This is a genomic window from Methylobacterium sp. PvR107, assembly GCF_017833295.1.
Taxonomy (GTDB): domain Bacteria; phylum Pseudomonadota; class Alphaproteobacteria; order Rhizobiales; family Beijerinckiaceae; genus Methylobacterium.
This window is the reverse complement of record NZ_JAFIBW010000001.1, coordinates 2,851,267-2,878,233: the sequence shown is the minus strand read 5'-3', so window position 1 is coordinate 2,878,233 and position 26,967 is coordinate 2,851,267. Positions and strand designations below refer to the sequence as shown.

At 70.0% G+C, this 26,967-nt stretch carries 27 protein-coding genes; 13 read left to right on the top strand and 14 right to left on the bottom strand.

Annotation, left to right across the window (positions count from 1 at the left end):
- Positions 1–7 precede the first annotated feature (7 nt).
- Together JOE48_RS13520 and JOE48_RS13515 are read right to left on the bottom strand one after the other, a co-directional pair.
- Positions 8–2,107, bottom strand: coding sequence for a methyl-accepting chemotaxis protein (locus tag JOE48_RS13520; RefSeq protein ID WP_210030445.1), 2,100 nt, complete (start codon positions 2,105–2,107; stop codon positions 8–10).
- Positions 2,108–2,543: 436 nt separating this feature from the next.
- On the bottom strand, positions 2,544–3,050 hold the full coding sequence (locus JOE48_RS13515) for a GNAT family N-acetyltransferase (protein ID WP_210030443.1): 507 nt from the start codon (positions 3,048–3,050) through the stop codon (positions 2,544–2,546).
- Between the two features lie 719 nt (positions 3,051–3,769).
- Here JOE48_RS13515 and JOE48_RS13510 point away from each other — a divergent pair.
- The 5 genes from JOE48_RS13510 to JOE48_RS13490 all read left to right on the top strand — a co-directional run bounded on the left by JOE48_RS13510 (position 3,770) and on the right by JOE48_RS13490 (position 9,640).
- Complete coding sequence (locus JOE48_RS13510) at positions 3,770–4,936, top strand: type III PLP-dependent enzyme (RefSeq protein ID WP_210030441.1); 1,167 nt, start codon at positions 3,770–3,772, stop codon at positions 4,934–4,936.
- Between the two features lie 227 nt (positions 4,937–5,163).
- Positions 5,164–5,715, top strand: coding sequence for a GNAT family N-acetyltransferase (locus JOE48_RS13505; RefSeq protein ID WP_210030440.1), 552 nt, complete (start codon positions 5,164–5,166; stop codon positions 5,713–5,715).
- A 318-nt stretch (positions 5,716–6,033) separates the two neighbouring features.
- A complete protein-coding gene (gene dgcN / locus JOE48_RS13500; RefSeq protein ID WP_210030439.1) occupies positions 6,034–7,047 on the top strand; it encodes an N-acetyltransferase DgcN in 1,014 nt (337 codons plus the stop codon).
- A gap of 165 nt (positions 7,048–7,212) precedes the next feature.
- Entirely contained in the window at positions 7,213–8,196 is a 984-nt protein-coding gene (gene dgcA / locus JOE48_RS13495) for an N-acetyl-D-Glu racemase DgcA (protein WP_210030438.1), read from the top strand.
- A gap of 394 nt (positions 8,197–8,590) precedes the next feature.
- Positions 8,591–9,640 (top strand): ketopantoate reductase family protein, encoded by a 1,050-nt coding sequence (locus tag JOE48_RS13490; protein ID WP_210030437.1) that lies wholly within the window; start codon positions 8,591–8,593, stop codon positions 9,638–9,640.
- Between the two features lie 138 nt (positions 9,641–9,778).
- Here the strand turns inward: JOE48_RS13490 and JOE48_RS13485 are convergent, their stop codons facing one another.
- On the bottom strand, positions 9,779–10,117 hold the full coding sequence (locus tag JOE48_RS13485) for a DUF1491 family protein (RefSeq protein ID WP_210030436.1): 339 nt from the start codon (positions 10,115–10,117) through the stop codon (positions 9,779–9,781).
- A gap of 307 nt (positions 10,118–10,424) precedes the next feature.
- Here JOE48_RS13485 and JOE48_RS13480 point away from each other — a divergent pair, with 307 nt between their 5' ends.
- The 3 genes from JOE48_RS13480 (at position 10,425) to JOE48_RS13470 (ending at position 13,446) form a co-directional block, all read left to right on the top strand.
- A complete protein-coding gene (locus JOE48_RS13480; protein ID WP_210030435.1) occupies positions 10,425–10,715 on the top strand; it encodes a hypothetical protein in 291 nt (96 codons plus the stop codon).
- A 387-nt stretch (positions 10,716–11,102) separates the two neighbouring features.
- Positions 11,103–12,755, top strand: coding sequence for a sensor histidine kinase (locus JOE48_RS13475; protein WP_210030434.1), 1,653 nt, complete (start codon positions 11,103–11,105; stop codon positions 12,753–12,755).
- 121 nt (positions 12,756–12,876) lie between these two features.
- The gene (locus tag JOE48_RS13470; protein WP_210030433.1) at positions 12,877–13,446 is read left to right on the top strand and encodes a fasciclin domain-containing protein; all 570 of its coding nucleotides are present in this window, start codon (positions 12,877–12,879) and stop codon (positions 13,444–13,446) included.
- 89 nt (positions 13,447–13,535) lie between these two features.
- Here the strand turns inward: JOE48_RS13470 and JOE48_RS13465 are convergent, their stop codons facing one another.
- The 5 genes from JOE48_RS13465 to JOE48_RS13445 all read right to left on the bottom strand — a co-directional run bounded on the left by JOE48_RS13465 (position 13,536) and on the right by JOE48_RS13445 (position 19,481).
- Positions 13,536–14,231, bottom strand: coding sequence for an anti-sigma factor domain-containing protein (locus JOE48_RS13465; protein WP_210030431.1), 696 nt, complete (start codon positions 14,229–14,231; stop codon positions 13,536–13,538).
- Positions 14,228–14,779: a sigma-70 family RNA polymerase sigma factor gene (locus JOE48_RS13460; RefSeq protein WP_210030429.1), complete on the bottom strand. Its 552-nt coding sequence runs from the start codon at positions 14,777–14,779 to the stop codon at positions 14,228–14,230. The genes JOE48_RS13465 and JOE48_RS13460 overlap by 4 nt, the downstream gene beginning before the upstream one ends.
- Before the next feature lie 512 nt (positions 14,780–15,291).
- Entirely contained in the window at positions 15,292–16,116 is an 825-nt protein-coding gene (locus tag JOE48_RS13455) for an outer membrane protein (RefSeq protein ID WP_210030427.1), read from the bottom strand.
- A 731-nt stretch (positions 16,117–16,847) separates the two neighbouring features.
- Positions 16,848–17,564, bottom strand: a complete 717-nt coding sequence (locus tag JOE48_RS13450) for a peptidoglycan-binding domain-containing protein (RefSeq protein ID WP_210030425.1) — start codon at positions 17,562–17,564, stop codon at positions 16,848–16,850.
- 27 nt (positions 17,565–17,591) lie between these two features.
- Positions 17,592–19,481 (bottom strand): sensor histidine kinase, encoded by a 1,890-nt coding sequence (locus tag JOE48_RS13445; RefSeq protein WP_409518579.1) that lies wholly within the window; start codon positions 19,479–19,481, stop codon positions 17,592–17,594.
- Between the two features lie 254 nt (positions 19,482–19,735).
- Between JOE48_RS13445 and JOE48_RS13440 the strand changes: the two genes are divergently transcribed.
- Positions 19,736–20,041: a hypothetical protein gene (locus JOE48_RS13440; RefSeq protein ID WP_210030421.1), complete on the top strand. Its 306-nt coding sequence runs from the start codon at positions 19,736–19,738 to the stop codon at positions 20,039–20,041.
- Positions 20,042–20,051: 10 nt separating this feature from the next.
- Here JOE48_RS13440 and JOE48_RS13435 read toward each other — a convergent pair whose 3' ends face one another.
- The 5 genes from JOE48_RS13435 to JOE48_RS13415 form a co-directional block, all read right to left on the bottom strand.
- Entirely contained in the window at positions 20,052–21,182 is a 1,131-nt protein-coding gene (locus JOE48_RS13435) for a DUF2336 domain-containing protein (protein ID WP_210030419.1), read from the bottom strand.
- 383 nt (positions 21,183–21,565) lie between these two features.
- Entirely contained in the window at positions 21,566–21,922 is a 357-nt protein-coding gene (locus JOE48_RS13430) for a hypothetical protein (protein WP_210030416.1), read from the bottom strand.
- Between the two features lie 70 nt (positions 21,923–21,992).
- Positions 21,993–22,454 (bottom strand): GNAT family N-acetyltransferase, encoded by a 462-nt coding sequence (locus JOE48_RS13425; protein WP_210030414.1) that lies wholly within the window; start codon positions 22,452–22,454, stop codon positions 21,993–21,995.
- A gap of 60 nt (positions 22,455–22,514) precedes the next feature.
- Entirely contained in the window at positions 22,515–22,778 is a 264-nt protein-coding gene (locus JOE48_RS13420; protein ID WP_210030412.1) for a hypothetical protein, read from the bottom strand.
- A 12-nt stretch (positions 22,779–22,790) separates the two neighbouring features.
- A complete protein-coding gene (locus JOE48_RS13415; RefSeq protein ID WP_210030410.1) occupies positions 22,791–23,042 on the bottom strand; it encodes a hypothetical protein in 252 nt (83 codons plus the stop codon).
- On the opposite strand from JOE48_RS13415, the gene JOE48_RS30315 reads away from it, so the two are divergent.
- Complete coding sequence (locus tag JOE48_RS30315) at positions 23,032–23,400, top strand: hypothetical protein (RefSeq protein WP_245252819.1); 369 nt, start codon at positions 23,032–23,034, stop codon at positions 23,398–23,400. The two genes, JOE48_RS13415 and JOE48_RS30315, sit on opposite strands and share 11 nt — an antisense overlap.
- A gap of 73 nt (positions 23,401–23,473) precedes the next feature.
- Here the strand turns inward: JOE48_RS30315 and JOE48_RS13405 are convergent, their stop codons facing one another.
- The gene (locus tag JOE48_RS13405) at positions 23,474–23,977 is read right to left on the bottom strand and encodes a MucR family transcriptional regulator (RefSeq protein WP_210030409.1); all 504 of its coding nucleotides are present in this window, start codon (positions 23,975–23,977) and stop codon (positions 23,474–23,476) included.
- A gap of 434 nt (positions 23,978–24,411) precedes the next feature.
- On the opposite strand from JOE48_RS13405, the gene JOE48_RS13400 reads away from it, so the two are divergent.
- From JOE48_RS13400 to JOE48_RS13390, 3 genes are all read left to right on the top strand, one after another.
- Complete coding sequence (locus JOE48_RS13400; RefSeq protein WP_210030408.1) at positions 24,412–24,825, top strand: PaaI family thioesterase; 414 nt, start codon at positions 24,412–24,414, stop codon at positions 24,823–24,825.
- Between the two features lie 69 nt (positions 24,826–24,894).
- Complete coding sequence (gene hemF / locus JOE48_RS13395) at positions 24,895–25,827, top strand: oxygen-dependent coproporphyrinogen oxidase (RefSeq protein WP_210030407.1); 933 nt, start codon at positions 24,895–24,897, stop codon at positions 25,825–25,827.
- Positions 25,824–26,942 (top strand): ATP-dependent RecD-like DNA helicase, encoded by a 1,119-nt coding sequence (locus JOE48_RS13390; protein WP_210030406.1) that lies wholly within the window; start codon positions 25,824–25,826, stop codon positions 26,940–26,942. The genes hemF and JOE48_RS13390 overlap by 4 nt, the downstream gene beginning before the upstream one ends.
- Positions 26,943–26,967: the final 25 nt, after the last annotated feature.

The window sequence follows — 26,967 nt, the reverse complement described above, 5'->3', positions numbered from 1 at the left end:
CCGGCCCTCAGGCGGCGCGGACGGTGTCCAGGAAGCGCGCGACTTCGGCCCCGAGATGCTCGGATTGCCGCGACAGCGCGGAGGCCGCTTCGAGCACCGCGCCTGCCGCCCGGCCGGTCGTCTCGGCGGCTCCGGCGACACCGAGGATGGTGCTGGTCACCGCGCCGGTGCCGATCGCCGCCTGCCCGACATTCCGGACGATCTCCTGCGTGGCCGCACCCTGCTCCTGCACCGCCGCCGCGATCGCGTTCGCCACACCGCTGATCTCCTGGATCCGCCCGGTGATCGCGTCGATCGCCGCGACGGCCTCGCCGGTTACCCCCTGAATGCCCGCAATCTGGCCGGCGATCTCCTCGGTCGCCTTGGCGGTCTGTGCGGCCAGGGCCTTCACCTCGGAGGCCACCACCGCGAAACCGCGCCCCGCGTCGCCGGCGCGCGCCGCCTCGATCGTGGCGTTGAGCGCCAGCAGGTTCGTCTGCCCGGCAATCGCGGCGATCAGCCCGACGACGTCGCCGATCCGCGCCACCGCGCCGCGCAGTTCCCGGACCAACGCCCCCGTCTGGTCGGCTTCCGAGACCGCGCCCGCGGCGAGCCGGGTCGAGCCCGCGACCTGCCGGCCGATCTCCTCCACGGAGGCGCCGAGCTCCTCGGCGGCCGCCGCCACGGTGTTGACGTTGGCGGCGGCCTCCTCGGCGGCGGCCGCTCCGGTGCTGGACTGGCCGGCGGTCTCGGTCGCGGTCACCGTCATCGTCTGGGCGGTGGCCTGCAGGGCACCGGCCGAATCCGAGACCTGGCCGATAATGCCGCCGACCGTGCGCTCGAAGTTCTCAGCCATCGCCCGCAGGTCGGATCTGCGCTGGCTCTCCGCCGCCGCCCGTGCCTCGGCCGCCTCGGCTTCGATCCGGCGGCCGCGGATCAGGTTGTCCTTGAACACCTGGACGGCCCGCGCCATCGCGCCGATCTCGTTGCGGTAGGCGCGCCCCGGGACCGTGGCGGAGGCGTCCCCGTCCGCCAGCGCCTGCATCGCCGCGGTCAGCGCCCCAAGCGGGTGCAGAACGCCGGCAAACAGGGTCCACAGGCCCAGGGCGACCAAGAGGATCACCGCCAGCAACGTCACCAGGCTGCGCGCAACGACGCTCCGGGCTGCGTCGGCGAGGGTCTCGGCACGCGCCACCATCGCGTCGAGGGCCGCGTCGCAGAGGTCGACGATGAAGCGCTGGTTCTCCATGTTGCGCTGGCGCAGCTCGTCGAACGTGTAGCCGGCGGCGGTGCGCGTGCTCAGCGCGTCGAAGACCGCTTGCGCGATGACCTTGGTGTCCCCCTCGAAATTGCTCGCCTTTGCCTTCTCGAACGCGGCCCGTACCGCCGCGGTGACGTCGGTCGCGGCCTCGGACGTGCGCCGCCACGCGTTCAACAATTCGGCCCGCTCTTCCGCGGCCGCGACCGTCTCGGGCAGGGACCACGACGTCCCGGTGACCAGGGACGTCTGCACCCGCACCGCGACGTTGCCGCTGGCGACGCGCGTGTCCCAGGCCGCCTGCTTGAGGGCGAGATAGCGTTGCAGGACGGGATCGGACCGGGGAATGGCCGCGTCGACCGCCTTCAGCGTTGCCGTCAGGGCCTCCAGCAAGTCCCGGAACGCGGCCAGCGCGGCGTCCCGCAGTGCCGGGTCACGCCGGGCTTTCGGCAGTCCCAGGGCTTCATCGATGCGGGGCCGGACGGCCGCCATCACCGCCTGGGCTTCGTTCAGGCGACCGAGCGTCGCGCCGACCGCCGGCTCGGCCAGATCCCTCAGGCTGTGCTGAGCGCGGCGGTAGTTCTCGATCGTCGCCTGCCGGCTGGCCGCGATGGTCGACAGGGTCTTCGTATCCGCGGGCGCCTCACCCCCGAGGGCGATCGTCGATCCGCGCTCGATCCGCAGTTGCAGGATGGCCTTGAGGAGTCCCCGGCTCGCCTGGGTCAACGTCACGGCCCCGTCCGCAGCCGTCGCCTGAGACCGCGCGTCGATGAGGGTCCGGACCGCGTCGCCCAGCGCCATGCAGGCCATGATCACGATGACCAAGCACAACAGCGTCCGGATCGAGAAGCGTCCCAGCCAGAGGGTCATGGGTCAGGATCCCAGATTACGTGATGTTCTGTCTTATGGTGTAGGATCTAAGCAAGCAACAAACGGAATGAATTTTTCCTGACTTGGTCATGCAGTTTATTTATGTGACTAAATACGCTCAGATTGATAAAATATACTATAGTAAAATCTCAATCCGGTCGGCTGATGTTATAAATTACGCCTGAGAAGCGGCCTCTCATCCGGCTCTGCGACGGGTCCCGTCGGGTTCATGTCGGCGCAACGGCACGAAACGGAGCCGATCTGCATTGTCCGGGCGCATCCGTCTGCGCGCGCGCAGCGGGGCCTTCCCATCCAGGGCGGCGCGGCCGCGGCCGGCGTTTCTCGGCCACTGGTCGCGCCGCGGGGCGCGGGATGGCGGAGCGGGCTGCATAAACTGTCGCGGTCGGTCGGGCCCGGAACCGCGCCGGCGAGATCTTTACACCCCGCGCTCGTAGCGCCAGGCCTCCATGCCATCCTCATAATAGTCGGGCCGCACCGCGAAGCGGACGTAGCCCCGGCGGTCGTAGAGGCGGATGCCGGCGCCGTTATCGGCGCGCACCTCTAGCCGGAGGCGGTCGCAGCCCCGGGCGCGGGCGTAGGCCTCCGCGGCGTCGAGCAGCCTGCCGCCGAGGCCGAGGCCGCCACGGTTCGGCGCCACCGCGATCGAAGCCAGCCGGGCGATCCGGCTGCTGCGCCGCCGCTCGAGCACCGCGGCGCCGACGAGGACCGGGGTCGGATCCGCGTCCGGCGCGTCGATCAGCGCCGCCAGCACGTCCATCGTGGGCGACAGGATCGCGTGGCGGATCGCCCGGCGCTCGGCTCGGTCGGTGGCGAAGGCGGCGTGCTCCAGGGCGACCAGGGCGTCGAGATCGGCGAGCGTGGCGGTGCGGATCGTCGGCTCGGGAAGCCCGTCGCCGACCGGGTTGCGCAGGGGGGCGCTCACGCCCGCGCCGTCGCGGTGGATCTGATCGGCCCGGCCATCGCTTGCTCGCCTGAGTACTCTGCCTACTCCGGTCAGATGCCCGCTTCCACCCCGCTTGGGAAGCCCGCACGGCTTGCCGCGCACCGTCGGAATGCGTCGTTTTTGCAACGGACCGCGCGGGGTGTGAATTCCGGGCGGAAAAGCGGGCGTTGCGGGGGCTCGTCCCCTTGCCGCGCGGGGCTCGTCTCCGTATATGCGCCGTGCCCAATTTCGCACGTGCCTGTGGCCGCGTGTCGGTTGGTGGGCATCCGGTCAACTGCCGGACAGCCGCCAGGGGTCTTAAAGGATCGATGGTCGCAAGGGTGGATCCCTACGGCCGGCATCCAGGTGGCAACACCGGACCCCGACAACAACCGGCAGCCGGAGGCGAAACCGGCGAACCCCGCTCTCCACGGGGGACGCAGCTTAAAGCAACGACGAACGGGCTTTTTTGGTCTCGTCGGCCCTCCAAAGGCCGGCACCGAAGAGGCTTGTTTCTCTTTGCCCGGCGTGCGGTGGGGGTCCTCCCTTCCAATCCACGGCAGCTTCCGGGTGCTCTGCGCCCGCACGGATGCACGCGTCTCCAAAGCGCGTGGGCCGGCGCGACGCATCGCCCCCTGACGCCGGCGGCCTGTCAGGCCGTCATCTTCGACAGCGCGCCCCGCGTAAGGGCGCTCGCGAACCCGTGCCGGGAGACGACCATGACCGACCGCATCCGTGACTACCTGCGCGTGCGCCGCGACCTCGGTCAGGACGAGGGCCCCGTGATGGTCCTCGATCTCGACGTCGTGCGCGACAATTACACCGCCTTCGCGCGCTCCCTGCCGGACACCCGGGTGTTCTACGCCGTGAAGGCAAACCCGGCCCCCGAGGTGCTGCGTCTGCTCGCCGAGATGGGCTCGTGCTTCGACACCGCCTCGGTCGCCGAGATGGAGATGGTGCTGGCCGCTGGCGCCACCGCCGACCGGATCTCCTTCGGCAACACCATCAAGAAGGAGCGCTGCATCGGCCGCGCCCTGAAGCTCGGCATCCGCCTGTTCGCGGTCGATTGCCAGGCCGAGGTGGAGAAGATCGCCCGGGCCGCCGACGCGCTGGGCGTGCCGGCCGGCACGGTGCGGGTGTTCTGCCGCATCCTGTGCGACGGCGCGGGCGCCGATTGGCCGCTGTCCCGCAAGTTCGGCTGCGTGCCCGAGATGGCCGCGGACGTGCTGGAGCACGCCCATCGCCAGGGACTCGAGGCCTACGGCATCTCATTCCATGTCGGCTCGCAGCAGGGCAACACCGAGGCCTGGGACGGGGCGCTCGGCTCCGCGGCCGGGATCTTCCGCGAGTGCGCCGAGCGCGGCATCGGCCTGTCGATGGTCAATCTCGGCGGCGGCTTCCCGACCCAATACCTGAAGGCGGTGCCGGGCGTGGAGAGCTACGGCGAGGCGATCTTCCGGGGCCTGACCAAGCATTTCGGCAACCAGATCCCCGAGACGATCATCGAGCCGGGCCGCGGCATGGTCGGGAATGCCGGCCTGATCGAGGCCGAAGTCGTGCTCGTGTCGAAGAAGTCGGCCGCCGAAGACGAGGTCCGATGGGTCTACCTCGACATCGGCAAGTTCGGCGGGCTGGCCGAGACCATGGACGAGGCGATCCGCTACCCGATCCGCACCGCGCGGGACGGGGATGCGACCGAGCCGTGCGTGATCGCCGGCCCGACCTGCGATTCGGTGGATGTGCTCTACGAGCGGCAGCTCTACCCGCTGCCGATTTCGCTCTCGATCGGCGACAAGGTGCTGATCGAGGGCGCGGGCGCCTACACCACGACCTACGCGGCGGTGGCGTTCAACGGCTTCCCGCCCCTTCAGCAGATCGTGATCTGATCGCGCGTGCCGCCCGGGACATTCCGGGCGGCCTTCTTCCGAAACCGTTCCCGGCGGGTGACGCGCGGCAGGAGGCGGACGCACGGATCCCGTTCGTCTGGAACCACCCTGCGGTCACGCGGCGATAAGGGCCGCTGTCGTTTCTCCGGAAACGTCGGCCGGCCCTGATCGCTTGCCGAGACGATCCATCGCTTCTCCCGCATGCCGGCCCCGGGGAGGGCATTGTCATGATCGAGATCCGCGCGGAGCACCTTCACGACGTCCCGGCGCGCGAGCGCCTGCTCGACGCGTGCTTCCCCGGCAACCGACGCGGAAAGACTTCGGAGCGCCTGCGCGAGGGACGCCTGCCGGCGCGCGGCCTCGCCTTCGCGGCGACCCGCGCCGGGCGGCTGGTGGGCACCCTGCGGCTGTGGCACGTCGAGGTCGGCCTCGGCCGCCCGGCGCTGCTGCTCGGCCCGCTGGCGGTCGATCCGGCGATCCAGGGACAGGGGCTCGGCTCGGTGATGATGCAGGCCGCCCTCGGCCGGGCCGAATCGCTCGGCCACGGCGCCGTGCTGCTGGTCGGCGACGCGCCCTATTACGCCCGCTTCGGCTTCGACCGGGCGCTTGCGGAGGGCCTCACCCTTCCGGGTCCGTTCGAGCGCGCGCGTTTCCTCGGGCTGGAACTGCGCGCGGGCGCGCTGGCGGGGGCCGAGGGGCTGGTCCGGGCGACCGGCGTGCTGTCGCCGGTCGAGGCGGTGGCGAACGAGGCCCAGGTCGCGCGACGACGCGCCGCCTGAGCGCGGACGCCACCCGCCTCCGGGGTAAGACCGGCTCTAGCAAACGCGACCTCATCCTGAAGTGCCCGCGCGCGGGCCTCGAAGGGGTCCCCCAGCCAGCGGCGCGATCCCTAGAGGCCTCCTTCAAGGCCTCCGCTGCGCTCCTGCACCTCAGGATGAGGGAGAGGGTTGGACGGGCGCCCATCTCGGGTGGCGCAGCCCCGGCATGCGCCTGTCGATGGGCGCGTGCACGGCCCTGGCCGGCCTCATGCATTGCGCCCGGCGCCCGCGATCCCGCATAGACGGTCCGCCGGCCTCCCGGAGAAGGTTGCTCCACCGATGCAGATCGCCACGCCCTACCTGATGTTCCTCGGCGACGTGCCCGACACGCTGGCGGCCAAGACCGCCTATGGGATCAAGGACTGGCGCCCCGAATGGTGCGTCGGCCAGACGCGCCTGCCGGGCTGCGCCGCCGATCTCGGCATCCCCGACATGACCCTGCCCGAAGCCCTGGCGAAGGGCTGCCGGACCCTGGTGATCGGCGTCGTCAACGCCGGTGGCGTGCTGCCCGACCACTGGGTCAAGGAGATCGTCGCGGCGATCGAGGCCGGCCTCGACGTGGCGAGCGGCCTGCACGTCAAGCTCGGCGCCGTGCCCGCCATCGCGGAAGCCGCGGCGCGGCGCGGGCGCCAGCTCCACGATGTCCGTCACACCGACGAGCGCTTCCCCACCGGCAAGGGCACCAAGCGGGCGGGACGGCGCCTGCTCACCGTCGGCACCGATTGCTCGGTCGGCAAGAAGTACACCGTGCTGGCCCTGGAGCGCGGCATGCGCGAGCGGGGCCTCGACGCCGATTTCTGCGCCACCGGCCAGACAGGCGTGTTCATCTCCGGCCGGGGCGTCGCCATCGACGCCGTGGTGGCGGATTTCATCTCCGGCGCCGTCGAGACGATCTCGCCCGAGGCCGCCCCGAGCCACTGGGACCTGATCGAGGGCCAGGGCTCGCTGTTCCACCCCTCCTTCGCGGGCGTCAGCCTCGGCCTGCTGCACGGCGCCCAGGCCGACGCCTTCGTGGTCTGCCATGAGCCGACCCGCACCACGATGCGCGGCGTGAAGCACGAGCTGCCGACGATCCAGCAGGTGATCGACCTCACCGTGCAACTCGGCAGCCTCACCAACCCGGCGATCAAGCCGGTGGGCATCGCGGTCAACACCCAGGCGCTCGCCGAGGGCGAGGCCCGGGCCCTCCTCGAGACGCTGGCGGCCGAGCACGGCCTGCCCGCTACCGACCCAGTGCGGTTTGGCGTCGACGGGCTGATCGATCGGATCGTCGCCGACTTCCCGGCGATCTGATCCTCCCGCCTGCGCTGGCTCCGACATCGTCTTTGCGGGCGGAGCGAAGCAATCCCAGGTAGCGCCACGGTCTCGAGTGCCGCGCATCACTGGGTCGCTTCGCTGCGCTCGCGATGACGGCGAGGACTGCCTCGACCAAAGGCTCCAACCGGGAAACCGTACGCCATGGCCCGCCGCCTGACCCTCGCCGTCGAACGATTCCCGATCGCGGGGGCCTTCACGATCTCCCGCGGCAGCCGCACCGAGGTCGCCGTGGTGGTCGCGACCATTACCGACGCGAACGGGGTCGGGCACGGCGAGTGCGTGCCCTATCCGCGCTACGGCGAGAGCGTGGAGAGCGTCAGCGCCCTGATCGAGGGGCAGGCGGAGGCGATCGCGGCCGGGATAGGCCGGGAGGCGTTGATGGCGCGCATGACGGCGGGCGCCGCGCGCAACGCCCTCGACTGCGCGCTGTTCGACCTCGAAGCCAAGCTCCAGGGGCGTCCCGCCTGGGCCATCGCCGGGCTCCCTGAACCCCGGCCGGCGATCACCGCCTACACGCTGAGCCTCGGCACGCCGGAGAGCATGGGCGAGGCCGCCCGCAGGGCCGCCCACCGGCCGCTGCTCAAGGTCAAGCTCGGCGGGGACGGGGATCCCGAGCGCATCGCCGCCGTGCGGGCCGGCGCGCCGGAGGCCCGGCTGATCGTCGACGCCAACGAGGCGTGGCGGCCGGAGAACCTGGAAGCCAACCTCGAAGCCTGCCTGAAGGCGGGCGTCGCGCTGATCGAGCAGCCGCTGCCGGCCGATGCCGATGCCCTGCTTGCCGAGATCGCCCATCCGGTGCCGGTCTGCGCCGACGAGAGCCTCCATGACCGGGCCGGCCTCGACGCGCTCGCCGGGCGTTACGACGCGATCAACATCAAGCTCGACAAGACCGGCGGCCTGACCGAGGCGGTGTTGCTGGCCCGCGAGGCGAAGGCGCGGGGGCTCGCGGTCATGGTCGGCTGCATGCTGGGCACCTCGCTCGGCATGGCGCCGGCGGCTCTGCTCGCGAACGACGCGGCGTTCGTCGACCTCGACGGGCCGCTGCTGCTGGCCCGCGACCGCAATCCGCCGCTTCGCTACGAGGGCAGCCTGATGCATCCCCCCGCGCCTGAGCTGTGGGGGTAGCGTTTATAGGGGGCAGCCTGCCACCAACCGTAGCTCGGATCTCGCTGCCCCCGCGTGCGGCATCGTCATTCCGGGTCGCCCAAGGCGAGCCCGGAATCCAGAACCACCGACGGTGCAAGCTCCTGGCACGCAACGTATTTTAATTACGGACGCCGCTGCGCGGTCCCGGAACGACGATCGCACCCTGTGGAGATCCCAGGCCGCGAGGATAGGGATCGACCCGGCTGTCACCCGCGGGGCATCACAGCGGCTTTGGGATTAGGTATACCAGAAGGCTTGCCTTCCTCTCGCCCGGCTGCCATCCATCGCATGTGCGATTGGGGCCGTGGCGCGGACGCGCTGTTCCCAGCAGCCAGACAACACACAGCAGTCTTCAATGCTGGGGAGGAACGACGTGGCCAAGAACATCCTGATCCTGGGGGCCTCCTACGGCTCGCTCCTAGGGACCAAGCTCCTGATGGCCGGTCACAACGTGACCCTGGTGTGCCGCCGGAAGACCGCGGACCTGATCAACCGCGAGGGGACCGAGGTCCGCATCAAGCTGCGCGACGAGAAGGAGCACCGGGCGATCCACTCGCGCGACCTGCCCGGAAAGGTCGACGCCATGCCGCCGGAAGACGTGGACGTGTCGCGCTACGACCTCGTCGGCCTCGCCATGCAGGAGCCGCAGTACAACAACCACACGATCCGCGTCCTGATGATCAAGATCGCCGCGGCGAAGCTGCCGTGCCTGTCGATCATGAACATGCCGCCGCTGCCCTATCTGAAGCGGATCCCGGGGCTGGCCGCCATGGACCTCGAGGACGCCTACACCAATGCGGGCGTCTGGGACCGGTTCGAGCCGGGACTGGTGTCGCTGTGCTCGCCGGATCCGCAGGCCTTCCGGCCGCCCGACGAGGAGGCCAACGTCCTCCATGTCGGCCTGCCGACGAACTTCAAGGCCGCCACCTTCGACGATGAGGCCCATAACCGCCTGCTCCGGGAGCTGGAGGCCGATATCGACGCGGTGCGCCTCGACGGGCAGGACGTGCCGGTGAAGCTCAAGGTGTTCGACTCGCTGTTCGTGCCGCTGGCCAAGTGGTCGATGCTGCTGACCGGCAATTACCGCTGCATCACGCCCGGCGAGCCGCAATCGATCCACGACGCCGTGCACGGCGATCTGGCGCGCTCGCGGGCGATCTACGAGCACGTCGACGGGATTGCCCGGAAGCTTGGCGCCGATCCGGCCGATCAGGTGCCGTTCGAGAAATACGCCAAGGCCGCAGAGAGCCTGCTGAAGCCGTCCTCGGCCGCGCGGGCGGTGGCGAACGGCGCCCCCTACATCGAGCGCGTCGACCTGCTGGTGAAGCTGATCGCGCACCAGCTCGGCGAGCCGAATGCCGAGATCGACCGCACGGTCGAGACCGTCGACCGGAAGCTCGACGAGCGCATCATCGAGGGCTGACGGGCGCGTCATCGGGCGCGACGCGGCGCAGCGCGCCGTCATCACGAGCACAGCGAAGTGACCCAGAGCAGCGCGCCTACGGTCGGCGTGGCGCTTCTGGATTGCTTCGCCCTGCTCGCAAAGACAGTCTAAGCTCCGTCACTCCGCCAGATCCAGGAAATGCCGCCCCTGGCGGTCGTCGATCTCGATGATCCAGAGATCGGAATCGAACCGGATCTCCTTGGTCAAGCGCTCCTCCACGGCGAGCGGGCTCGCGCCGGTGACGATCGCGGCGAAGCGCCGGTCGCCGCTCTCCTCGGCCTCGAACAGGGCTTGCGGCGCTGGTCCGTAGAGGTCGGCGCTGCCGTCGAGGCGGTCAACCTTCACGAAGATCGCGCCGGCCTCTGCGGCCCCGCGCCGGCGCAGCACCGCCGGGATGCCCGCGACGTCGAGCCGACGGAGATGGGCCGAAACCCAGAAATCGGAGCGCAGGCGCATGCGTCTGTAGCCCTGTGACCCTCGGCTGGCCGCGATCCGGGCCGCCCGCGGTACGGCGGTTGGCGAAAACGGAACGGCACCCCGTTCGCCATGCGCGAAAGCGCCGGTTCGAGCAACCTCCGGCGCGCAGCCCCGCCAGCCTGCAACGGCTCGGCGCCTGAAATATTCCTTCAAAAAAATCCGGCTTTTTCGGGATTAAAATAGAATTGATTGATGTGTTTCAGCGCACATCGACAGTATTTATTGCTGATTAACTGAGCAAAGGGCGCCCGAATTCGCATCCTCCGATGATTGAAGGAGCATTCCGATGTGGAGAATGACCTCGCTTGCCACGCTGATCGTCGCCGGCCTGTGCGGTGTTGTGCCGTCGGCCCACGCTCGTTCGGAGACGCTTATGGATTTGCTGGGCAACCGCGATTCCAAGTCGTGCCCGCGCTATCAGCGGACGCCGCAGGATGCCTGCAACATCGTCGTGCACCGGCCGGGCGGGAATCCCACGCAGGACATGACCGGTTCGATCGGCCACGCGAAGTCCTGGCAGGCCAATGGCGGCCCGCGTTGCAAGACGATCTGCCGATTTACCGGCACACAATACTAGAGCCGCGCGCCTAAATGCCGAACGCGCGTCCTCTGCGGCGGAGGGCGCTTCCAGGGCTGCCATTTGATGCTAGGACCTCCGCTCGCGATGTCGGCAGCGGATCGCCCTGGACCTCGACCCCGTGTTCGGAAGCGGGCGTTCCGCTTCCGATCCCGAACCTCGCGATCGGCCGGACGGAGCGCGCTTCATCCCGAAGCCGTTCTCGGCCGAACGGCTCTGCGCGCACCGCAGGGAGATCCCGCCCGGCGGACGGAAGCCGGAGCCCCTGCGCGACTGAACCTGCGGCTCCGTGCGCCCTTACTCTCATCGACCATCTGGTGGTGTTGCGGCTGACACAGGCTCTGGAAGTCGCTACGACTGAAGGCCAAGCCTTGTATTCCCCCGGTCATGATCCACCCCGTCGAAAGCTCCATCAGGCCGGATACGTCCGACCCGGACCGCCTCGCCGAGCTTGATGCCTTTGACGTCCTCGACACGGGGCCCGAGGAGGGCTTCGAGGATGCGGTGCAGATTGCCCGGCTGATCTGTCAGACTTCGGTGGCCCTCGTCAGCCTGGTCGCGGCCAAGCGCCAGTGGTTCAAGGCGCGGGTCGGCTTTCCGTCTTGCGAAACCGACCTGGACAGATCGGTCTGCGTGTACGCGCTGAGCGAGCCGGACCTGCTGATCATCCCCGACCTCAGTGCAGATCCGCGCACTCGCACGAACCCGCTGGTGACGGGCGAGCCGCATATCCGCTTCTATGCCGGAGCCCCGCTGCGCACACGCAGCGGACGTGTGCTCGGGAGCCTGTGCGTCATCGACCACCAGCCCCGGCCGGACGGGTTGACGGAGGCGCAGCAGGACGCGCTGCGGCGACTGGCACGGCAGGTGATGATTCTGCTGCGCGAGCGCCGCCAGCTCGCCAGGATGCTGGCCTCGGAGGGGATGGCTCGTGCCGCCACGATCCGCCGCCTTGCGCTGATCGAGTTGGGCGATCAGTTGCGCGACCTTTCCACGATCGACGCGATGACCGCGAAGGCGGCCGAGATCGTCGGCCGGACCCTGAACGCCAGCCGCGCCGGCTATGGTGAGCTGGACAGCACCGGCCAATTCATCACCATTCCGGACGATTGGGCCTTGCCCGGCGAGGTCCGGCTGATCGGCCGTCATCGCTTCGCCGATTACGGCACGTTTGGATCCGGGCTCAAGCGCGGCGACACCCTCGTGGTCGCGAACGTCGAGACCGACACCCGCACCGCCGGCCACGCCAAGCCGTTCACGGCCATCAACGTTCACGCCATGCTCAACGTGCCGGTGCATGAGCGGGGACGCACGGTCGGCGTGTTCTTCGTGCACAATCCCACGGTGCGGGAATGGGGGCCGGAGGAGGTCGCGTTCGCCCGCAACGTGGCCGACCGGGTGCAGGTCGGCATCGGCCGCCTGCGGGCCGAGGAGCAGCAGGCGACCCTCAACCACGAAATCAGCCACCGTATGAAGAACACGCTGGCGATGGTGCAGGCCATCGCCACGCAGACCATGCGCAATGCCGTGGACCTCGATGCGGCCCGCAGCGCTCTCGCGGCGCGGCTGGTCGCTCTGGGCAAGGCCCATGACCTGCTGTTGAGCGGCACGCGCGAGAGCGCCAGCATCGGCGCCATTCTGCGGGGTACGCTGGCGATTCACGAAGACGCGCAGGCCAATCGCCTGCGGCTGGACGGGCCTCCGGTGCAGGTCGGCGCCCGTGCCGCGCTGTCGCTGGCGCTGATCGTCCACGAACTGGGGATCAATGCGGCCAAGTACGGGGCGCTGTCGGTTGCCGGAGGCCATGTCCGCGTTGGGTGGACGATCGACACGACGGGTCCGGAGCCGATCGTGCGCCTGTGCTGGATCGAGCAGGACGGTCCGCCGGTGATGCCGCCTACCAGCCGGGGGTTCGGCAGCCGCCTGATCGAGCGCGGTCTGGCCGGGGCATTCGGCGGCGAGGCGAGCCTGACCTACGAGCCCACGGGCGTGGTGTGCGAGCTGACCGCCCCGCTGGCAGCGATCGAGGCGGACGAATAGGCGGCATCGGCTGGGACTGCCGTCCCATCCGTTTGCCTCCGCGCGGCGAAACTTTCCCTCTGACGTCTCCGTAAGTGGGCCCGTTACCCCGCTCACAGGGGTTGGGACGGAAGGAAATACGATGCTCACCATGAACACGGGCCGCCGCGCCGCCAAGGCGCTCGCCCTTACCCTCGCGCTCGGCCTCGGGGCGAGCGGCGCAGCCTACGCCAAGAACCCAATGGTCGGCGGCGCGCCGATGTATGCCCAGAAGACCATCGTCGAGAACGCGGTCAATTCGAAGGATCACACCACCCTGGTGGCCGCCGTGAAGGCTGCCGGCTTGGTCGACACGCTGAACGGTCCGGGTCCGTTCACCGTGTTCGCACCGACCAACGCCGCCTTCGCCAAGCTGCCGCCGGGGACCGTCGAGAACCTCGTGCAGCCGCAGAACAAGGCGACGCTGACGAAGATCCTGACCTACCACGTCGTCCCGGGCGTCTACACGGCTAAGGACCTGATGGCGCTCGCCAAGAAGGGCGGCGGACAGGGGACGCTCACCACCGTTGCCGGCGAGCCGCTCGCCGTCGAGGTGCAGGGCAAGAAGGTCTACGTGACCGACGTGAAGGGCAACACCGCCACCGTGACCATCCCGAACGTGATGCAGTCGAACGGCGTCATCCACGTCGTCAACGCCGTGCTGATGCCCTGATCGGCCCGAGCGGTGCGGCGCCCGCAGCCTCGCCGAGGCTGCGGGCGCCGATCCCGCCCAGGACGAGCCGGCGGCGCGCCGACATCGTGTCAGTCCGCGAGAAGCTTGCCGGTATAGACCACAGGGCCGGTGGGCTGGCCGGTCGGCGAACCTCCGGGCGGCTCCACCGAGACGGCGAGCACCCCATCCGGCGCGGTGCCCGTCGGCAGCCTCACCTCACTCTGTCCGGCCCCGACGAGGCCGAGCGGCCTCGGCCCCTGCGCGCCGACGTACCAGAGCTCCAGGCTGCGATCCGCGGGTGCCTCGGCGTTGACGGGTCTCACCTGCGCGAGGCCGGTTCCGAGGTCCACACGCACGATCAGCGCCGGCACCGTGCCGCCGCCCTGCACCACGGCGAGGTAGCGGCCGCCGGACGGCGTCAGCGACGGCCCCACCACGACGAACAGGGCGAGCCCGGCCGCCAGCAACCCGGCTCCGCCGGCGGCGATCCGCCAGCGCCGGAGCTGAGCGCGAAGTAGCGCGATCTGACCGGCGTCTGCGCGGCCCGACCGCGGCAACGCCCGCAACAACGCGGCGCGCACCCGCGGCGGCGGCGTCTCGGCGGGGACCACCTCGGCCAGAGGGCCGAAGCGCTGTTCCCAGGCGCGGATTCGCGCCCGTGCGGCCGGATCGCCGGCGGCTGCGCGCTCCACGGCTTCGCGTTCCCGGGCGTCGAGCGTTCCGAGCACGTACTCCGCCGCGCGCAGGTCGGGATCGTCGGGGTCGGGTCCGCCCGGTCCGGTCACGACACGGCCTCCAGGCAGGTCTTCAAAGTGGCCAGCGCGCGATGCAGCCAGGTCTTGATGGTGTTGACGGGGCAGTCGAACCGGCGGGCCAGTTCCTCACGCGAGCGACCCTCACAATACGCCAGCACCACGCAATCCCTGTGGCGCGGGTCAAGCCGGCTGAGGCAAGCCGCCAGGGCATCGCGGTTCTGGAACGCGACCGCCTCGTCGTGCGGGTCGATCAGCCGTGCCACCCAATCCTCGCCGCTCTCCAGTTCCGGCCCCTGAACCTCGACTTTCCGGCGCACGCTGTCGATGGCGCGGTTGCGTGCGATCGCGATCAGCCAGGGCATCGGCGGGCCGGCGTCCGGCCTATAGGTGCCCGCCGCCTGCCAGATCCGCATGTAGACGTCCTGGAGCACGTCCTCGGCCAAGGCCCGGTCGCGCTGGATACGCAGGATCAGCCCGTAAAGTTTCGGGCTCGTGAGATCGTAGAGTTCGGCAAGCTGGTCCGCCTCACCTCGGCCGATCCCAGCAAGCAGCCGGCGCAGCGTGGCGTCGTCGGCCAAGATGGGCCCTCCGCAAAGCCTCGAGGCGTCCTGTGTCGGGCGCCCTCCCCACCGCTGCTTTAGCCCACTTTTCGTGACTGGGAAGATACCGTGGCAGGGACAGGGGATCCCGGCGCAGCGTTCGACCTCGGTCGGCGGCGTCCGGGATGAAGATCTCAGGGCTCGGCCGCCCTGAAACATGGGCGCCGGACAGTCGGCGATTTTTGATGCGTCTCGAACGCACCGCAATACGGACCGTCCCAGCACAGGGGCGAGGCTTGGTCCGGCCGGGGCCGGCCGCCGGATGAACGTGTTCTCGATCGACATGGAGAGCGCTTGAAACAAAAAACACCCTGGCCGCTCGCTCGTTCAGGGTGTCATCGACCTCGCCGACCCGGTGATGCCACTTGGGCTGCGGCGGTCAAATCAAGTTGTCACGATGCTCGCGGCCGACGCGTGACGCGGAAGACCCGTTCCTCGCCCGGAGGCCGCGAGCACCTTGGCACGGAAGGCGGGTTCCGCTGCGCGTCGCGCTAGTACGACCCGAACTTGAAGTTCAGGCCGGCGCGCGCGATGCCGCCTTCGGTCCGGAACCGGGAGATGTAGCCGACACCCGGGCCGCCCACGGAGCCGACGAGCAGATTGTGGCTTCCGAGATCGTAGCGCAGGTACTCGGCCTTGAGGGTCACCGCGCTGGAGCGGAAGAAGTTCAGGAAGGAGTCGGTCGGCAGCGCGTACTCGATCCCGCCGCCGTAGGCGTATCCGGTGTCCAACCGCGAGCGGCTGCCGAAATAGGTCAGCGGCGCCCCGGTCTGGAACCCGACGCGCTGGGTCACGTCGCCGTAGGCGAAGCCGCCGGTGCCGTACACGAAGACGCGGTCGAAGGCGTAGCCGACGCGCCCGCGCACGGTCCCGAGGAAGCTCAGATCCGTCCGATAGGTGTTGGTGAGGACGTTGGGATTGAAGGCCGGGCGGAAGATCGACTGCACGCCGGTGCGCTGGAGATCCATGTACTGGGCGTCCGCCTCGACGCCGACAACGATGCCGGACCCGGGCGTGAACTGGTAATTGTACCCGACCTGGCCACCGGCGGTGAAACCGTCCTGCGGCAGGCGGACCGCCGGGCTGCGCAGCAGGTTGTTCACGTTGTTCTGAAGGGTGCCGATGCCGACGGTCCGGATCGTGTCCGACTCGGTGTAGGCGTAGCCGGCGTTGACGCCGAAATAGGCGCCGGTCCACGTGAACACCGGCACGGGCGTGAAGACCGGCGGCGGGGCCGCGCGACGCGGCAGGTCGGCGGCCGAGGCGGTGGCCGTCATGGCGGCGAACGTGGCCAGCGCGGCCAGAAACTTATTCATGCGCAAGTGGCTCCCCGAATTCCAGTCGGTCGGAAGCTACCCACAAATGTTCGTATGTCCTGTATCTACAAAGTCACATCGAAATCTAAAACCCGATTCTACTCGCCATGTCTGACCGACAATGCCAGGAAAGTCACGATTTATCCTGCGACAACATGTCTATATACTGGTAAAATCAGTGCCACGGATGAGTATTTGATTTAATCCCCGCTCGATCAGGATTTTTACGGATCGCCTGACCGGCTCTCCTGATCGCCGAAGCGGATCCGATCCGCCTGTGATGCACCGGCGATCCGGATCACGACGAGGGCGCGCCGCGCACCGTCTCGACAGGTCACGCAACCCTCAGCGCCGCGCAGCACGGTGGCGTTGCCGGGGGCTGGGATGGCCAGGGTCTCGTCTGCGCCAACCCATCACGATGACGGCTGGCTCGATGCCGCTCGCGATGAGCGTCCGGATGGTGTGACGTGCCCGCAAAGCCCTGAACACCGGCATCCGCCGAACCCATCGAGCCGCTTGTCATCACGCGTGCTCGTCGGCGAACGAATTCGCCTGTTCGCCACCCGCCATGGGGCGCTGACGCCTCCCCTGGCAGGGTTCACGAAACGGGGTGTCGTCATCCCGCGACCCGCTGTCGGCGAGAGCCCGCAAGCCAGAGTTGCAGATCGCGTCGGGGCCGCGTCGACGCAGCGCGCGATGGGCTTCGCGACGGTACCGGTCGACGAGCCGTGCTAGCCGTGACCGGCCCGGGTGACCAGCTCGCGCAGGGTCCGACCCGAGGCCTCGCCGGTGACCGGCAGCTTGGCATTGCGCTCGAACTTCTCGATCGCCGCCCGCGTGCCCGGGCCCATCGCGCCGTCGGCCTTGATCGGATAGCCGAGCTTCGACAGCGCCTTCTGGGCCCGTAGGATCGGATCCGTCTCCTTCTCGGGCTTGGCCGTCTTCGACGCCTCCTTCGAGGCCTCCTTGGACGCCGCCGGTTTCGCGGCGGCCCGCGGCGATGCCTTCGGGGTCACCGAGGCCGTGGTCTCGTCCGCATGGATCAGATCGCCGATCGCGTCCCGGCTTGCCGACTTCGCCGGAGCCGGCGTGGCCGCCCGGTCGGGCTCGGGGCGGGCCGGATCCCGCGCGACGTCCCTGACGGGCTCCTTCGCGGCCGGGGCCGCGTCGCGCGGCGGGGGCGCCTTCTGAGCCAGCTTCGGCAGGATCGGCGCGGGATGCCGCCCGGCCTGATAGCCCAGGGCGTTGACGCAGACGAAGGCCGCCGCGCCCACGGCCACGAGGCTCCCCAGCACGGTGCCGGGTCTGGTCCGGCACGTCGTGCCCGTCGCCTTCAGCACGCCCATGAGGACGGCGCGCCAGTCGCCCGGGACGGCGGTCCGGCTGGGGCCGGGGCGGCGGGCACGGCCGACTTCACCCGGGATGGCGATCTCGCGGTAGCCTGACATCCTAACTCCTTCCGGGGGACCTGGGGCTCACGCCGTGCGGCGCAGGGCTGGGCCGGCGGGCGCCGCGGCGGGACCCGGCTCCGCGTCGAACAGCCCGAGGGGCAGGCGCACCACGCGGCGGGACGGTGGGGCCCCCCGCACGGACGTACGGACCGGGGCGGGGCCCGGCGCAGCCGACGGTCGGCACACGAGGGGCAGCGTCACGGTCACGGCGGTGCCGGCCTGCGGGGCGCTCTCGATCAGCAGCGCCCCGCCGTGCAGTCCCACAAGGCCCTGCACGACCGAGAGGCCGAGGCCGGTCCCCTCGTGCTGGCGCTTGTAGTCGCCGCCACCCGCCTGGAAGAACGGGGTGCCGAGCTTGGGCAGGTCGTCCGCGCCGATCCCGGCGCCGGTATCGGCCACGACGATCTCCAGCCTGTCCGCGCGCCGGTGCAGGGACAGGTCGACCCGGCCGCCCCGCGGGGTGAACTTCACGGCGTTCGAGAGCAGATTGATCAGAACCTGTCGGCACGCGCCCGGATCGGCGGTGATCTCCACGGGCCCCGCCGCCGAGACCGCGAGCGTGACGCCGGCCGCTTCGGCCTTGAGGCGCATCAGGTCGCAGCAGCCCTGGAGCAGCGCCGCGATGTCGAAGCTCTCGGGCGCGTAATCGAAGTTGCCGCTCTGGATCCGGCTCATGTCGAGGAGCGTGTTGACGACCCCGAGCAGATGATGGCCCGACGCGCCGATGATCCCGGCATATTCGCGCGCCTGGTCCGGGCTGAGGCTGACGACGCCTTCGCCCGCCAGGACCTCGGAGAAGCCGATGATCGCGTTGAGCGGCGTGCGCAGCTCATGGGTGACGTTGGCCAGGAAGCGACTCTTGATCGCGTCGGCCCGTTCGGCCTCGGCGCGGGCGCGCTCCAGCTCCTCGGCGTGGCGATGGTGCTCGGTCATGTCGCGGGTCACCGCCACAACCGCCATGGCGCTGTCGTGCGACCCGTGCTCGATCCGATGGGCGCGCATCTCGGCATGGATCAGCCGCGCACCGTCCGGCCGGCCGGCCTGCGGCTCGACATGCAGGCGCAGCGGCAAGGTCGCGGGGCGCCCGGTGGCGGCGACGTCGCTGACGGCCTTGAGGAAGGCCGGCCGGTCGGCCACGTGAACCCGTTCCAGCAACCCGTGGCCGCGCAGCCGCGTCGGCTCGCTGCCGAGGAGCCGCGCCGCCGAGACCGAGGCCTCCAGCACGCGGCCGTTGCGGTCGTGCCAGGTTACGAGGTCGTCGATCGCCGAGAGCAGCAGCCGGTCGCGCGCCTCGTTGTCGCGCAGGCGGTCGCGCCACGCGCCCTCGTTGCGCATGTGCTCCAGGGCCTGGGCGGCGACATGGCCGATCGCCGTGATGGCGAAGGCCGGCAGGGCGAGGCTCGCCGAGATGTCCATGACCGGAAGGGTGTCGGCCCAGGCGCCGAGGCCCACCACGGCCAGCACGCCGAGGATGGCCATCACGGCCGCCGCGGCCGTCGCGCGCAGCGAGCCGGAGACCAGCGCCTCCAGGGGGATCGCCACAAGCCAAACCGAGGCGGGCGAGGAGACCCCGCCGGTGACGCTCGCCAGGGCGACCACGATGCCGGTCAGGCCCGCCGAGGAGACGGCGTGCGCGAGCCACAGGGATCCCGTGCGGGCGAGCAGCACGGCGGCGAGAACCGGCAGCAGCAGGCTCGCGATCGCCAGCACCTCGATGCCCGAGGGCACGCCGCGCCAGAGCAGATAGGGCGGCAGCCCGACCATCATCACGGCACCGGTGGCGAGGCGCGACACCAGGAAGCGCTGGTGGCGGGACTGGGCGGCCGCGTTGTCGGCCACGGATTCGTGGACGAGACCCGCGAGGCGGTCGTCGATCAAGGACGTCACGACTTTCTGAATGGGCAAGGCTGGCACGCGTCGCGCTGGATACGTTTTGCGCATCCGTCGCGCCTCCGGTTCGACTTCGAACGACTTCCGAAGACTCGCAGAGCCGGCTTAAACGAGTGTTGCGGGATTTATCCGAATGAACGGGATGCTTTCCGCAAGGTAACCAGCCGCAGTTCGGCAAGATTTGTTCACCATCGCGCGGGAAAGCGCGAGCCGGTTGAGGACCGGTTCACGAAATCTGTCGAAATCTGCCGCTCGACACCGAGCGGAGGAGCCGTCCCATGACCGTCCTGCTGCGCGCCGCGCTGGTGATCGGCGTGCTCTCGTACCTGGCCTTGTTGCGAAACGGTGCCGATCCGGCCGCCGAGGCGCGCAAAGCCGCGGGCGCATTGCCGAGCGCCCAGGCCGTGCTGCCGGCGGTGCTCGATGCTGTGCCGTCCGAGACCCGCGAGCGCGCGGTCCGCGCCGTGCTGGCCCGGGGCCTGATGGCCGAGCTGAGCCGCCGCGCTGCCGACCCGCCGGCCTCGAACGACACCCTTGAGGCGGCCGACCGGCAGCCGGCCTGGCGGGGTATCGAGCCCCGCTGAGGACAGGCCGTCAGCCCGTCTCGCCGCCACTCGCCGAACGCGCGCGGATCGGCAGCGGCGCGCGCTGCGCGGCGCTGCGCTCGGCACCCTGGCGCAGCTTGGCTTCGGGACCGTGCAGCGGCTGGTGTGCCTCGCTCCGCCCCCGCTCGGTGAAGGGTCGGTCGAGGATCGCCGCGACGAGGTCCCGAGACGCCGGCCGGCTGACGGTCCGGAACAGGCGGACGAGGCCGGCCACCCGTTCCGCCGAGCGCGCCACGCCCTGGTTCAGGGTGAGGAAGATGTAGACCGCCTCTTCCTCGTGCAGGCCAGCGGCGCGCAGGCCGAGGGTCAGGAGATCGTAGCGAGCCCCCGGATCCGAGACCACGGTGAGGAAGTCGCGGGGCAGGCCGAGGCCGTCCGCCAGGGCGGCCATAAAGGCGGGCACGTCCTGCGCGCCCGAGAGCCGGGTCAGGTCCTCGCCCAGGCCACGCAGCGGCGCGGGGCAGGGACGCAGGGCCGCGGTCGCCTCGACGGTCCGGCCGATCACGTCGCGGCGGATCGGGTCGGCATTCAGGTACAGGGGCACGAGATCGGCGGCCGAGACGTCGGGGCGCACCAGGAGCAGCTTGGCCAGATCGGGATCGCCGCGGCCGCGGCCCACGAGCCGGGCGAGCGTCGCCCCGCGCAGGGTGATGCCGAGATTGGCGGCCAGGGCCCGGTCGATCTCCGGGCGGCCCTCCCGGGAGAGCTCGTCCACGACCTCGCGGTTCAGGCCGGTCCTGGCCGCGATGCGGGCGGCGACGTCCGACCCGTCCGCGAGGGCCGCCTCGATCAGGCGATGGCTCAGGGTCGGGGCCAGTTCCACCACCGCGTCGCGGGCACCGCCGCCCCGGAGCGCCAAGGCCTCCAGCACCGTCGGCGGCGTGTCGGGGCAGGGGGCGAGCTTGCCCGCGACCACGCGGGCCGTCTCCTCATCCACGGTGGGAATCAGGCCGCAGGCGAGGGATTCGAAGATCTCGACCTGCGTCCGATCCCGGCCGGGTGCCCGGACGAACAGGTCGGTCTGCACCCGGAGGATCACCGGCTTGAGATCGAGATTCTCGATGCGGGACAGTTCGAGGAGCCCGGACAGGTCCGGCGGAGCATCGACGGATGGGGGCATGGAGGATCGGTTTACGCAGGACTGCAGTAAGGCCACGCTAACCGCATCGACGTGAATCGACCTTTAAACCGTCGCGCGCGGACCCGTGCCGTCCTGCATCACCGGGGCCTGCCGCGACGGCCGCAGAGGATCATGAATTGGCGGCTCCGTCCCCAGGCGCCGGCGCGGTCCCCCGCGGCAGAGCGCTGTCCTGGGCCGGCCAGACCGCCCCGGCGGTCCCGGATGCGGACCTCCTCACCGTCCGACGGGCGGCGTCCGGGCTCTCCGCCGTGGAGCCCGTCGGGGCCTTCGTGTAGGCCCACGGCATCAGGGCCTCGGGGGGGGGCGGCAGTCGCCGAGCCCGTACCGGCGATCAGGAGCGGCGAGCCTGTCGCGGTGCGGCCTCAATGCGTCAGCCAGAGCCCGAGGCCGAGCGCCAAAGCGGCCAGCACGATGAAGCCGATATAGACCGGCAGAACCCAGGGTTGCCGCTGGTGCACGTAGCCCTTGGCCGCCTTCTCGGAGGGTGCCCGCTCGTTCTGCCGTGCGAGCCGGACCTCTTGAGACGTCGGCGGTGTGCCGCCGGCCTCCTCGCAGGTCCCGAGCGGGGCGGCGCCGATATCCATGTGCGGGGTCTTGTCGCCCGTGCGGCCGCTGTCGATGTCGCCCTTGAGCTGGGCAGAGGTCGGCGCATCCGAATCCGGTGGCGGATCGGCGGGCAGGTTCGCGGGTGGCGGTGGGGTCTCGGATCGCAGCGTCATCGGCGGGGCTCCAGCGTGTCCTGGTCAACGCCCGGAACCGTCGTCGGCTGCGGTCAGGATGTCGCGGGCCTCAGGCATCGCCGGATCCGCGCTTCAGCAATGGGCGCGCGAGGGTTCGACCCTCCGCGATGAAGCCGGCGGCGGCGCAGAAGGCGCGCAGGTCGTCCTGGGTCGGGCCGACGGTGAGGAGCAGCCGGTCGCAGCCGGCCTGCCGCGCCGCACGCCCAACCGCCTTCAGTAGGATCCGGCCGATGCCGTTGCGCCGGGACTCGGCTGCGACCACGAGGGTGGTGATGAGGCCGGACGGCCGGGGCGCGTCGAGGGTGCGGACCGGCGCGAGCGCCACGAGACCGCTCGGCGGTCCCCATTCGACGGCGACGAGGGCGGTGCCGCCGTTGCGTTGCAGGTCGTCGAGCCGCGTCGCGAGATCGGCTGCCCCGACCGCGATTCCCGCCTCGCCCAGCAGGGCTGCGAGGCCTGCGGCGTCGGGGCCCGTCGCCGCGCGGATCTCCAGCCCGTAGCGATTGCCCAAATCCCGCTCCCGATCGAAAAGCTCCGGCCGTTCAACGCGGGGCCGGCTGATCGGTCGCCCTTAGACCCGGCGCCAGCCCGGCTGCGACGGGTCGACCAGCCTGTAATTGACCGGCGCCAGGCCGCAAATAGCGATGACCGCAGGCTCGGTGCCGTCGCGGACGACGCCGTCGTAATGCGGCGTTCCCGCAACCCGGCGCACGAAGCTGCCCGCCTTCACGGGCTGGCAGGCGGCCGGATCGAAATCCGCCCCGCTGTTGCACCACCACGTGCCGGCCAGGACCATGCAGAACCGATCCGTGGTGTAGGTGTGCGGCGCGCTCATGTAGCCCGGCCATCAGCGGATCAGGGTGTAATAGAGGCCGCTGCCGTTGATATCGCCCGTGAGCGTGCAGCGGTCGACGCTGCGCTCGGGATAGCCCTTCGACGGCACCCATGGGAGGTCGTCGGGCGCGCGGATGATCGTCTGCTCCGGGTTGAGCAGGCTGGCTTCGGCGCCGCCGGCCAGGAGCAACGGCCATGTTCCGAGGACCGAGGCCGCGAGCAGGTCGCGCCGGCTCGCTTCCGCCCGGGTTTGCGTGTCCGTCATCGTGCGTCCCATCCCTGTCGCCGCCAGCCTTCCCGGCGGCATCCGATCAGGCAATGCGGATGTTTCGCGTTTTTCTCTCTGGGCGCGCGAAACCACGCCGCTCCTGTCAGAGCCCGGAACGCGCAGGGCGCGCGAGGCATTGCTCCGCAGCCGCAGGGTCGGCGGGGAGTGCAGCATGGCGGCGGGGCGGGTGCCGGATCGATCTCCGGACGGACAGGGCGACGCACAGGCGTCGCAGACGGCACAACCGGATCGCCGGTCCGAGGACCGGAACGCGCGCGAGGGGGGCGAGCGCGAGAAGGCCGAGACGGAGATTGCCGCCGGGGATGTGGCCGACGACCTCGCCGATTTCGCCTGACGGGGACGGCACGCGGGTCGCGTGCCGTTCGAGATCGTGGAGCCGGCTCGCGATGGAGAGCCGGCGCTTGGCGTCAGGCCGTTTCCTTGGCCTTGCGCGGACGGCTCGCGCGCTTCGGCTTCTCGGCAACCGGCTCGACGGGCTCCTCTACCGGCGCGGCAGATTTGCGGCGCTGCTGGCCGAGGCCGAGGCTGCGCGCGAGTTCCGAGCGCTGGGCGGAGTAGCTGGCGGCCGTGGACGGGTAATCCCGCGGCAGCCCGAAACGCTCGCGATACTGCTCGATCGTCAGACCATTGCGCGAAAGATGGCGCTTGAGCGTCTTGTACGGCTTTCCGTCGATGAAGGAGATCAGCGCATCCGGGGTCACCGACTTGCGGATCTGGGCCGGCGTCGGCTTGTCGGCCGTCTCGGTGACGGTCGCCGCGGGGGCGGACAGCTTCGTCAGAGCCGCGTGGACACCGGCGAGAAGACCAGGCAGCTCGCTGATCGGAACGGAGTTGTTCGAGACATAGGCCGATACGATATCCGATGCCTGCTCGATAAAGGTCTGCTGCTGTTCAGTGGCGTTGTCGTCCATCGATGATTCCCTCTATCTGACGGTGGTCACACGGATCTATCGTCCTTGCAGCAAAATCAAGTCGTCGTCGAGCATTTCCCTGCACAAGGCGCAGGTCGTGAACACGCATATTATTCAAGCCGACGGTGGAGCTGAAATCGTAGCTTGAGAAATCCAAGCCCCAGCTGGCACACTTGCACGCGCTGGCGCCTCTCGACCCCTCTCCCCTCTGCCTGGCACCGAAACCCGGCAGGTGCCTTCGTCTGCAAAGAGCATTGGCCCATCTGACAAGAAGCGCGAAGTCTCTCAGGATGTCATGCGGGAGGCGCCCCTCTGCGTGTCCGGTCGTCGCCAAGTCTCGCGGAGATGTCTCGGACAATGTCGCGGGGGGCGTGGGCAAGTGTACGGGCCTCAGCCATAACGGGTCCGCCAGGGAGAGGTCCGGAGCGATCGGCGTGAACCAGCAATCGGAGCCGGACACCGTCTTCGGCGCCCATATCCCCTTCGTGCGTTTCTGCGGGATCGAGGCGCTCGATGTGCGCGACGGCCGGACGCGGCTGCGTCTGGCTCTCCGGCCGGAGCATGCCAACAATCTCGGCATCGCGCATGGCGGCGTGATCTGCACCCTGCTCGACGTCGCCCTCGGCACCGCAGCCCGTCTGCGGGCCGGCCGGCCCGTGGTCACCCTTGATATGCAGACCCGCTTCCTCGCCCCCGGCCGCGACGTCCTGCTCGCGGAAGGCCGCGTCACCCGGGCAGGGAGCTCCGTGATCTTCTGCGAGGCCGAGATCCGCGATGCGGCCGGCGAACTGGTCGCCAGCGCCACCGGTCTGCTGAAGCCCGTCGGCGAGCCGCCGGCGGCGCGCTAGCGGCGTGTGGGCCGGCATCTGGCGGCAAGCGAATTGACGCCGGCGCGGCGCGGTGGGAAAGCCTCGTTCATGACGATGCCGGACGACGCGCGCGCAGCCCTGGCTGCGCCTCCTTCCGAAGCCGATGTCACGGCCATGAAATCCGCGGCCGCGGCGTGGTTCGAAAGCCTGCGCGACCGGATCGTCGCCGCGTTGGAAACCCTCGAGGCGGAGGCGGCGGGCCCGTTCCACCCCGACGCGCCCGAGGGGCCCGGGACGTTCGAGAAGACGCCGTGGAACCGGACCGACCATACAGGACGGCCGGGCGGCGGCGGCGTCATGGCGATGCTCCGGGGCCGCGTCTTCGAGAAGGCCGGCGTGCATATCTCGACGGTGCACGGCGAGTTCGCGCCGGAATTCCGCGCCCAGATGCCCGGGGCCGCCGAGGATCCGCGCTTCTTCGCCACCGGCATCTCGCTGATCGCCCATCCGTGGAACCCGCACGCGCCGACGGTGCACATGAACACCCGGTTCGTCGCGACGACGCGGGCTTGGTTCGGCGGCGGCGCCGACCTCACTCCGGTCCTGGAGCGGCGCCGCAACCAGGACGATCCGGACAGCCGCCACTTCCACGCCTGCCTGGAACGCGCCTGCGCTTCCCACGGCATCGATCACGCCCGCTACAAGGCGTGGTGCGACGAGTATTTCCACCTCAAGCACCGGAACGAGCCCCGGGGCATCGGCGGGATCTTCTACGATTATCTCTGGAGCGGCGATCCGCAGGCCGACCTCGCCTATACCCGTGACGTGGGACGCGCCTTCCTGGAGGCCTACCCGAAGATCGTCCGCGACAATTTCTGCACGCCCTGGACCGAGGCGGACCGTCACGAGCAGCAGGTGCGGCGCGGTCGCTACGTCGAGTTCAACCTGCTCTACGACCGGGGTACGATCTTCGGCCTGAAGACCGGCGGCAACGTCGCGTCGATCCTGTCCTCGATGCCGCCGACCGTGCGCTGGCCGTGAGCGCGGGCCTGCCGGCTGCCTACGCCCCGCAGCAGGACGCGGCGCTGAAGGCGATCGCTGCGTGGCGGCGGGATGGCGGATCCCAGGTGTTCCGGCTGTTCGGCTATGCCGGCACCGGCAAGACCACGCTGGCCCGCCGCATCGCCGAGGATGTCGACGGCACGGTGGTCTACGGGGCCTTCACCGGCAAGGCCGCCTCGGTGATGCGCCAGAAGGGCTGCTACGACGCCGCCACGATCCACTCGCTGATCTACCGCACCAAGGAGGCGGAGGAGGGCGGGCCGACCTTCACGCTGAACCGTTCGGGCCCGGCCGCCAAGGCGGACCTGATCATCATCGACGAGTGTTCGATGGTCGATTCCGACCTCGGCAACGACCTGCTGTCGTTCGAACGGCCGGTTCTGGTTCTGGGCGACCCGGCGCAGCTGCCGCCGGTGCGCGGCGGCGGCTTCTTCACCGAGGCCGAGCCCGATGTGATGCTGACCGAGGTCCACCGGCAGGCCAAGGACGACCCGATCGTCCGCATGGCGATGACCATCCGCGAGGGCGGACGGCTGGAGCTCGGCAGCTACGGGCAGAGCCGCGTGGTGTCGCGCCGGGACCTGGATCCGGCCGAGGTGCTCGAATGCGACCAGGTTCTGGTCGGTCTCAACAAGACGCGCCGCCTCTACAACGCCCGGCTCCGGGAGCTCGCCGGCCACACCGATCCGATGCCGGCCATCGGCGAGAAGCTGGTCTGCCTGCGCAACGATCGGGTGAAGGGCCTGCTCAACGGCTCGACCTGGACCGTGCAGGCCCTGCGTGCGCCGCCGCGGCCTGACCTGATCCGCCTCGACGTGGTGCCGGAGGACGACCCGGCGCTCCGCCGGAAGCCCACCGACATCAAGGTGCTGCGTGCGATGATCTCCGGCACGGACGAGGAAATCCCTCTGTTCCTGCGCCGCGAGACCGACGAGTTCACCTACGGCTACGCGCTGACCGTGCACAAGGCTCAAGGGTCGCAGTGGGATCGGGTGACGCTGTTCGACGAATCCTACGCGTTCCGCGAGCACCGGGCGCGCTGGCTCTACACGGGCCTGACCCGGGCGGCGCAGGCGCTCACCGTGGTGATCTGATCACCCACCGCCACGCTTCAACATC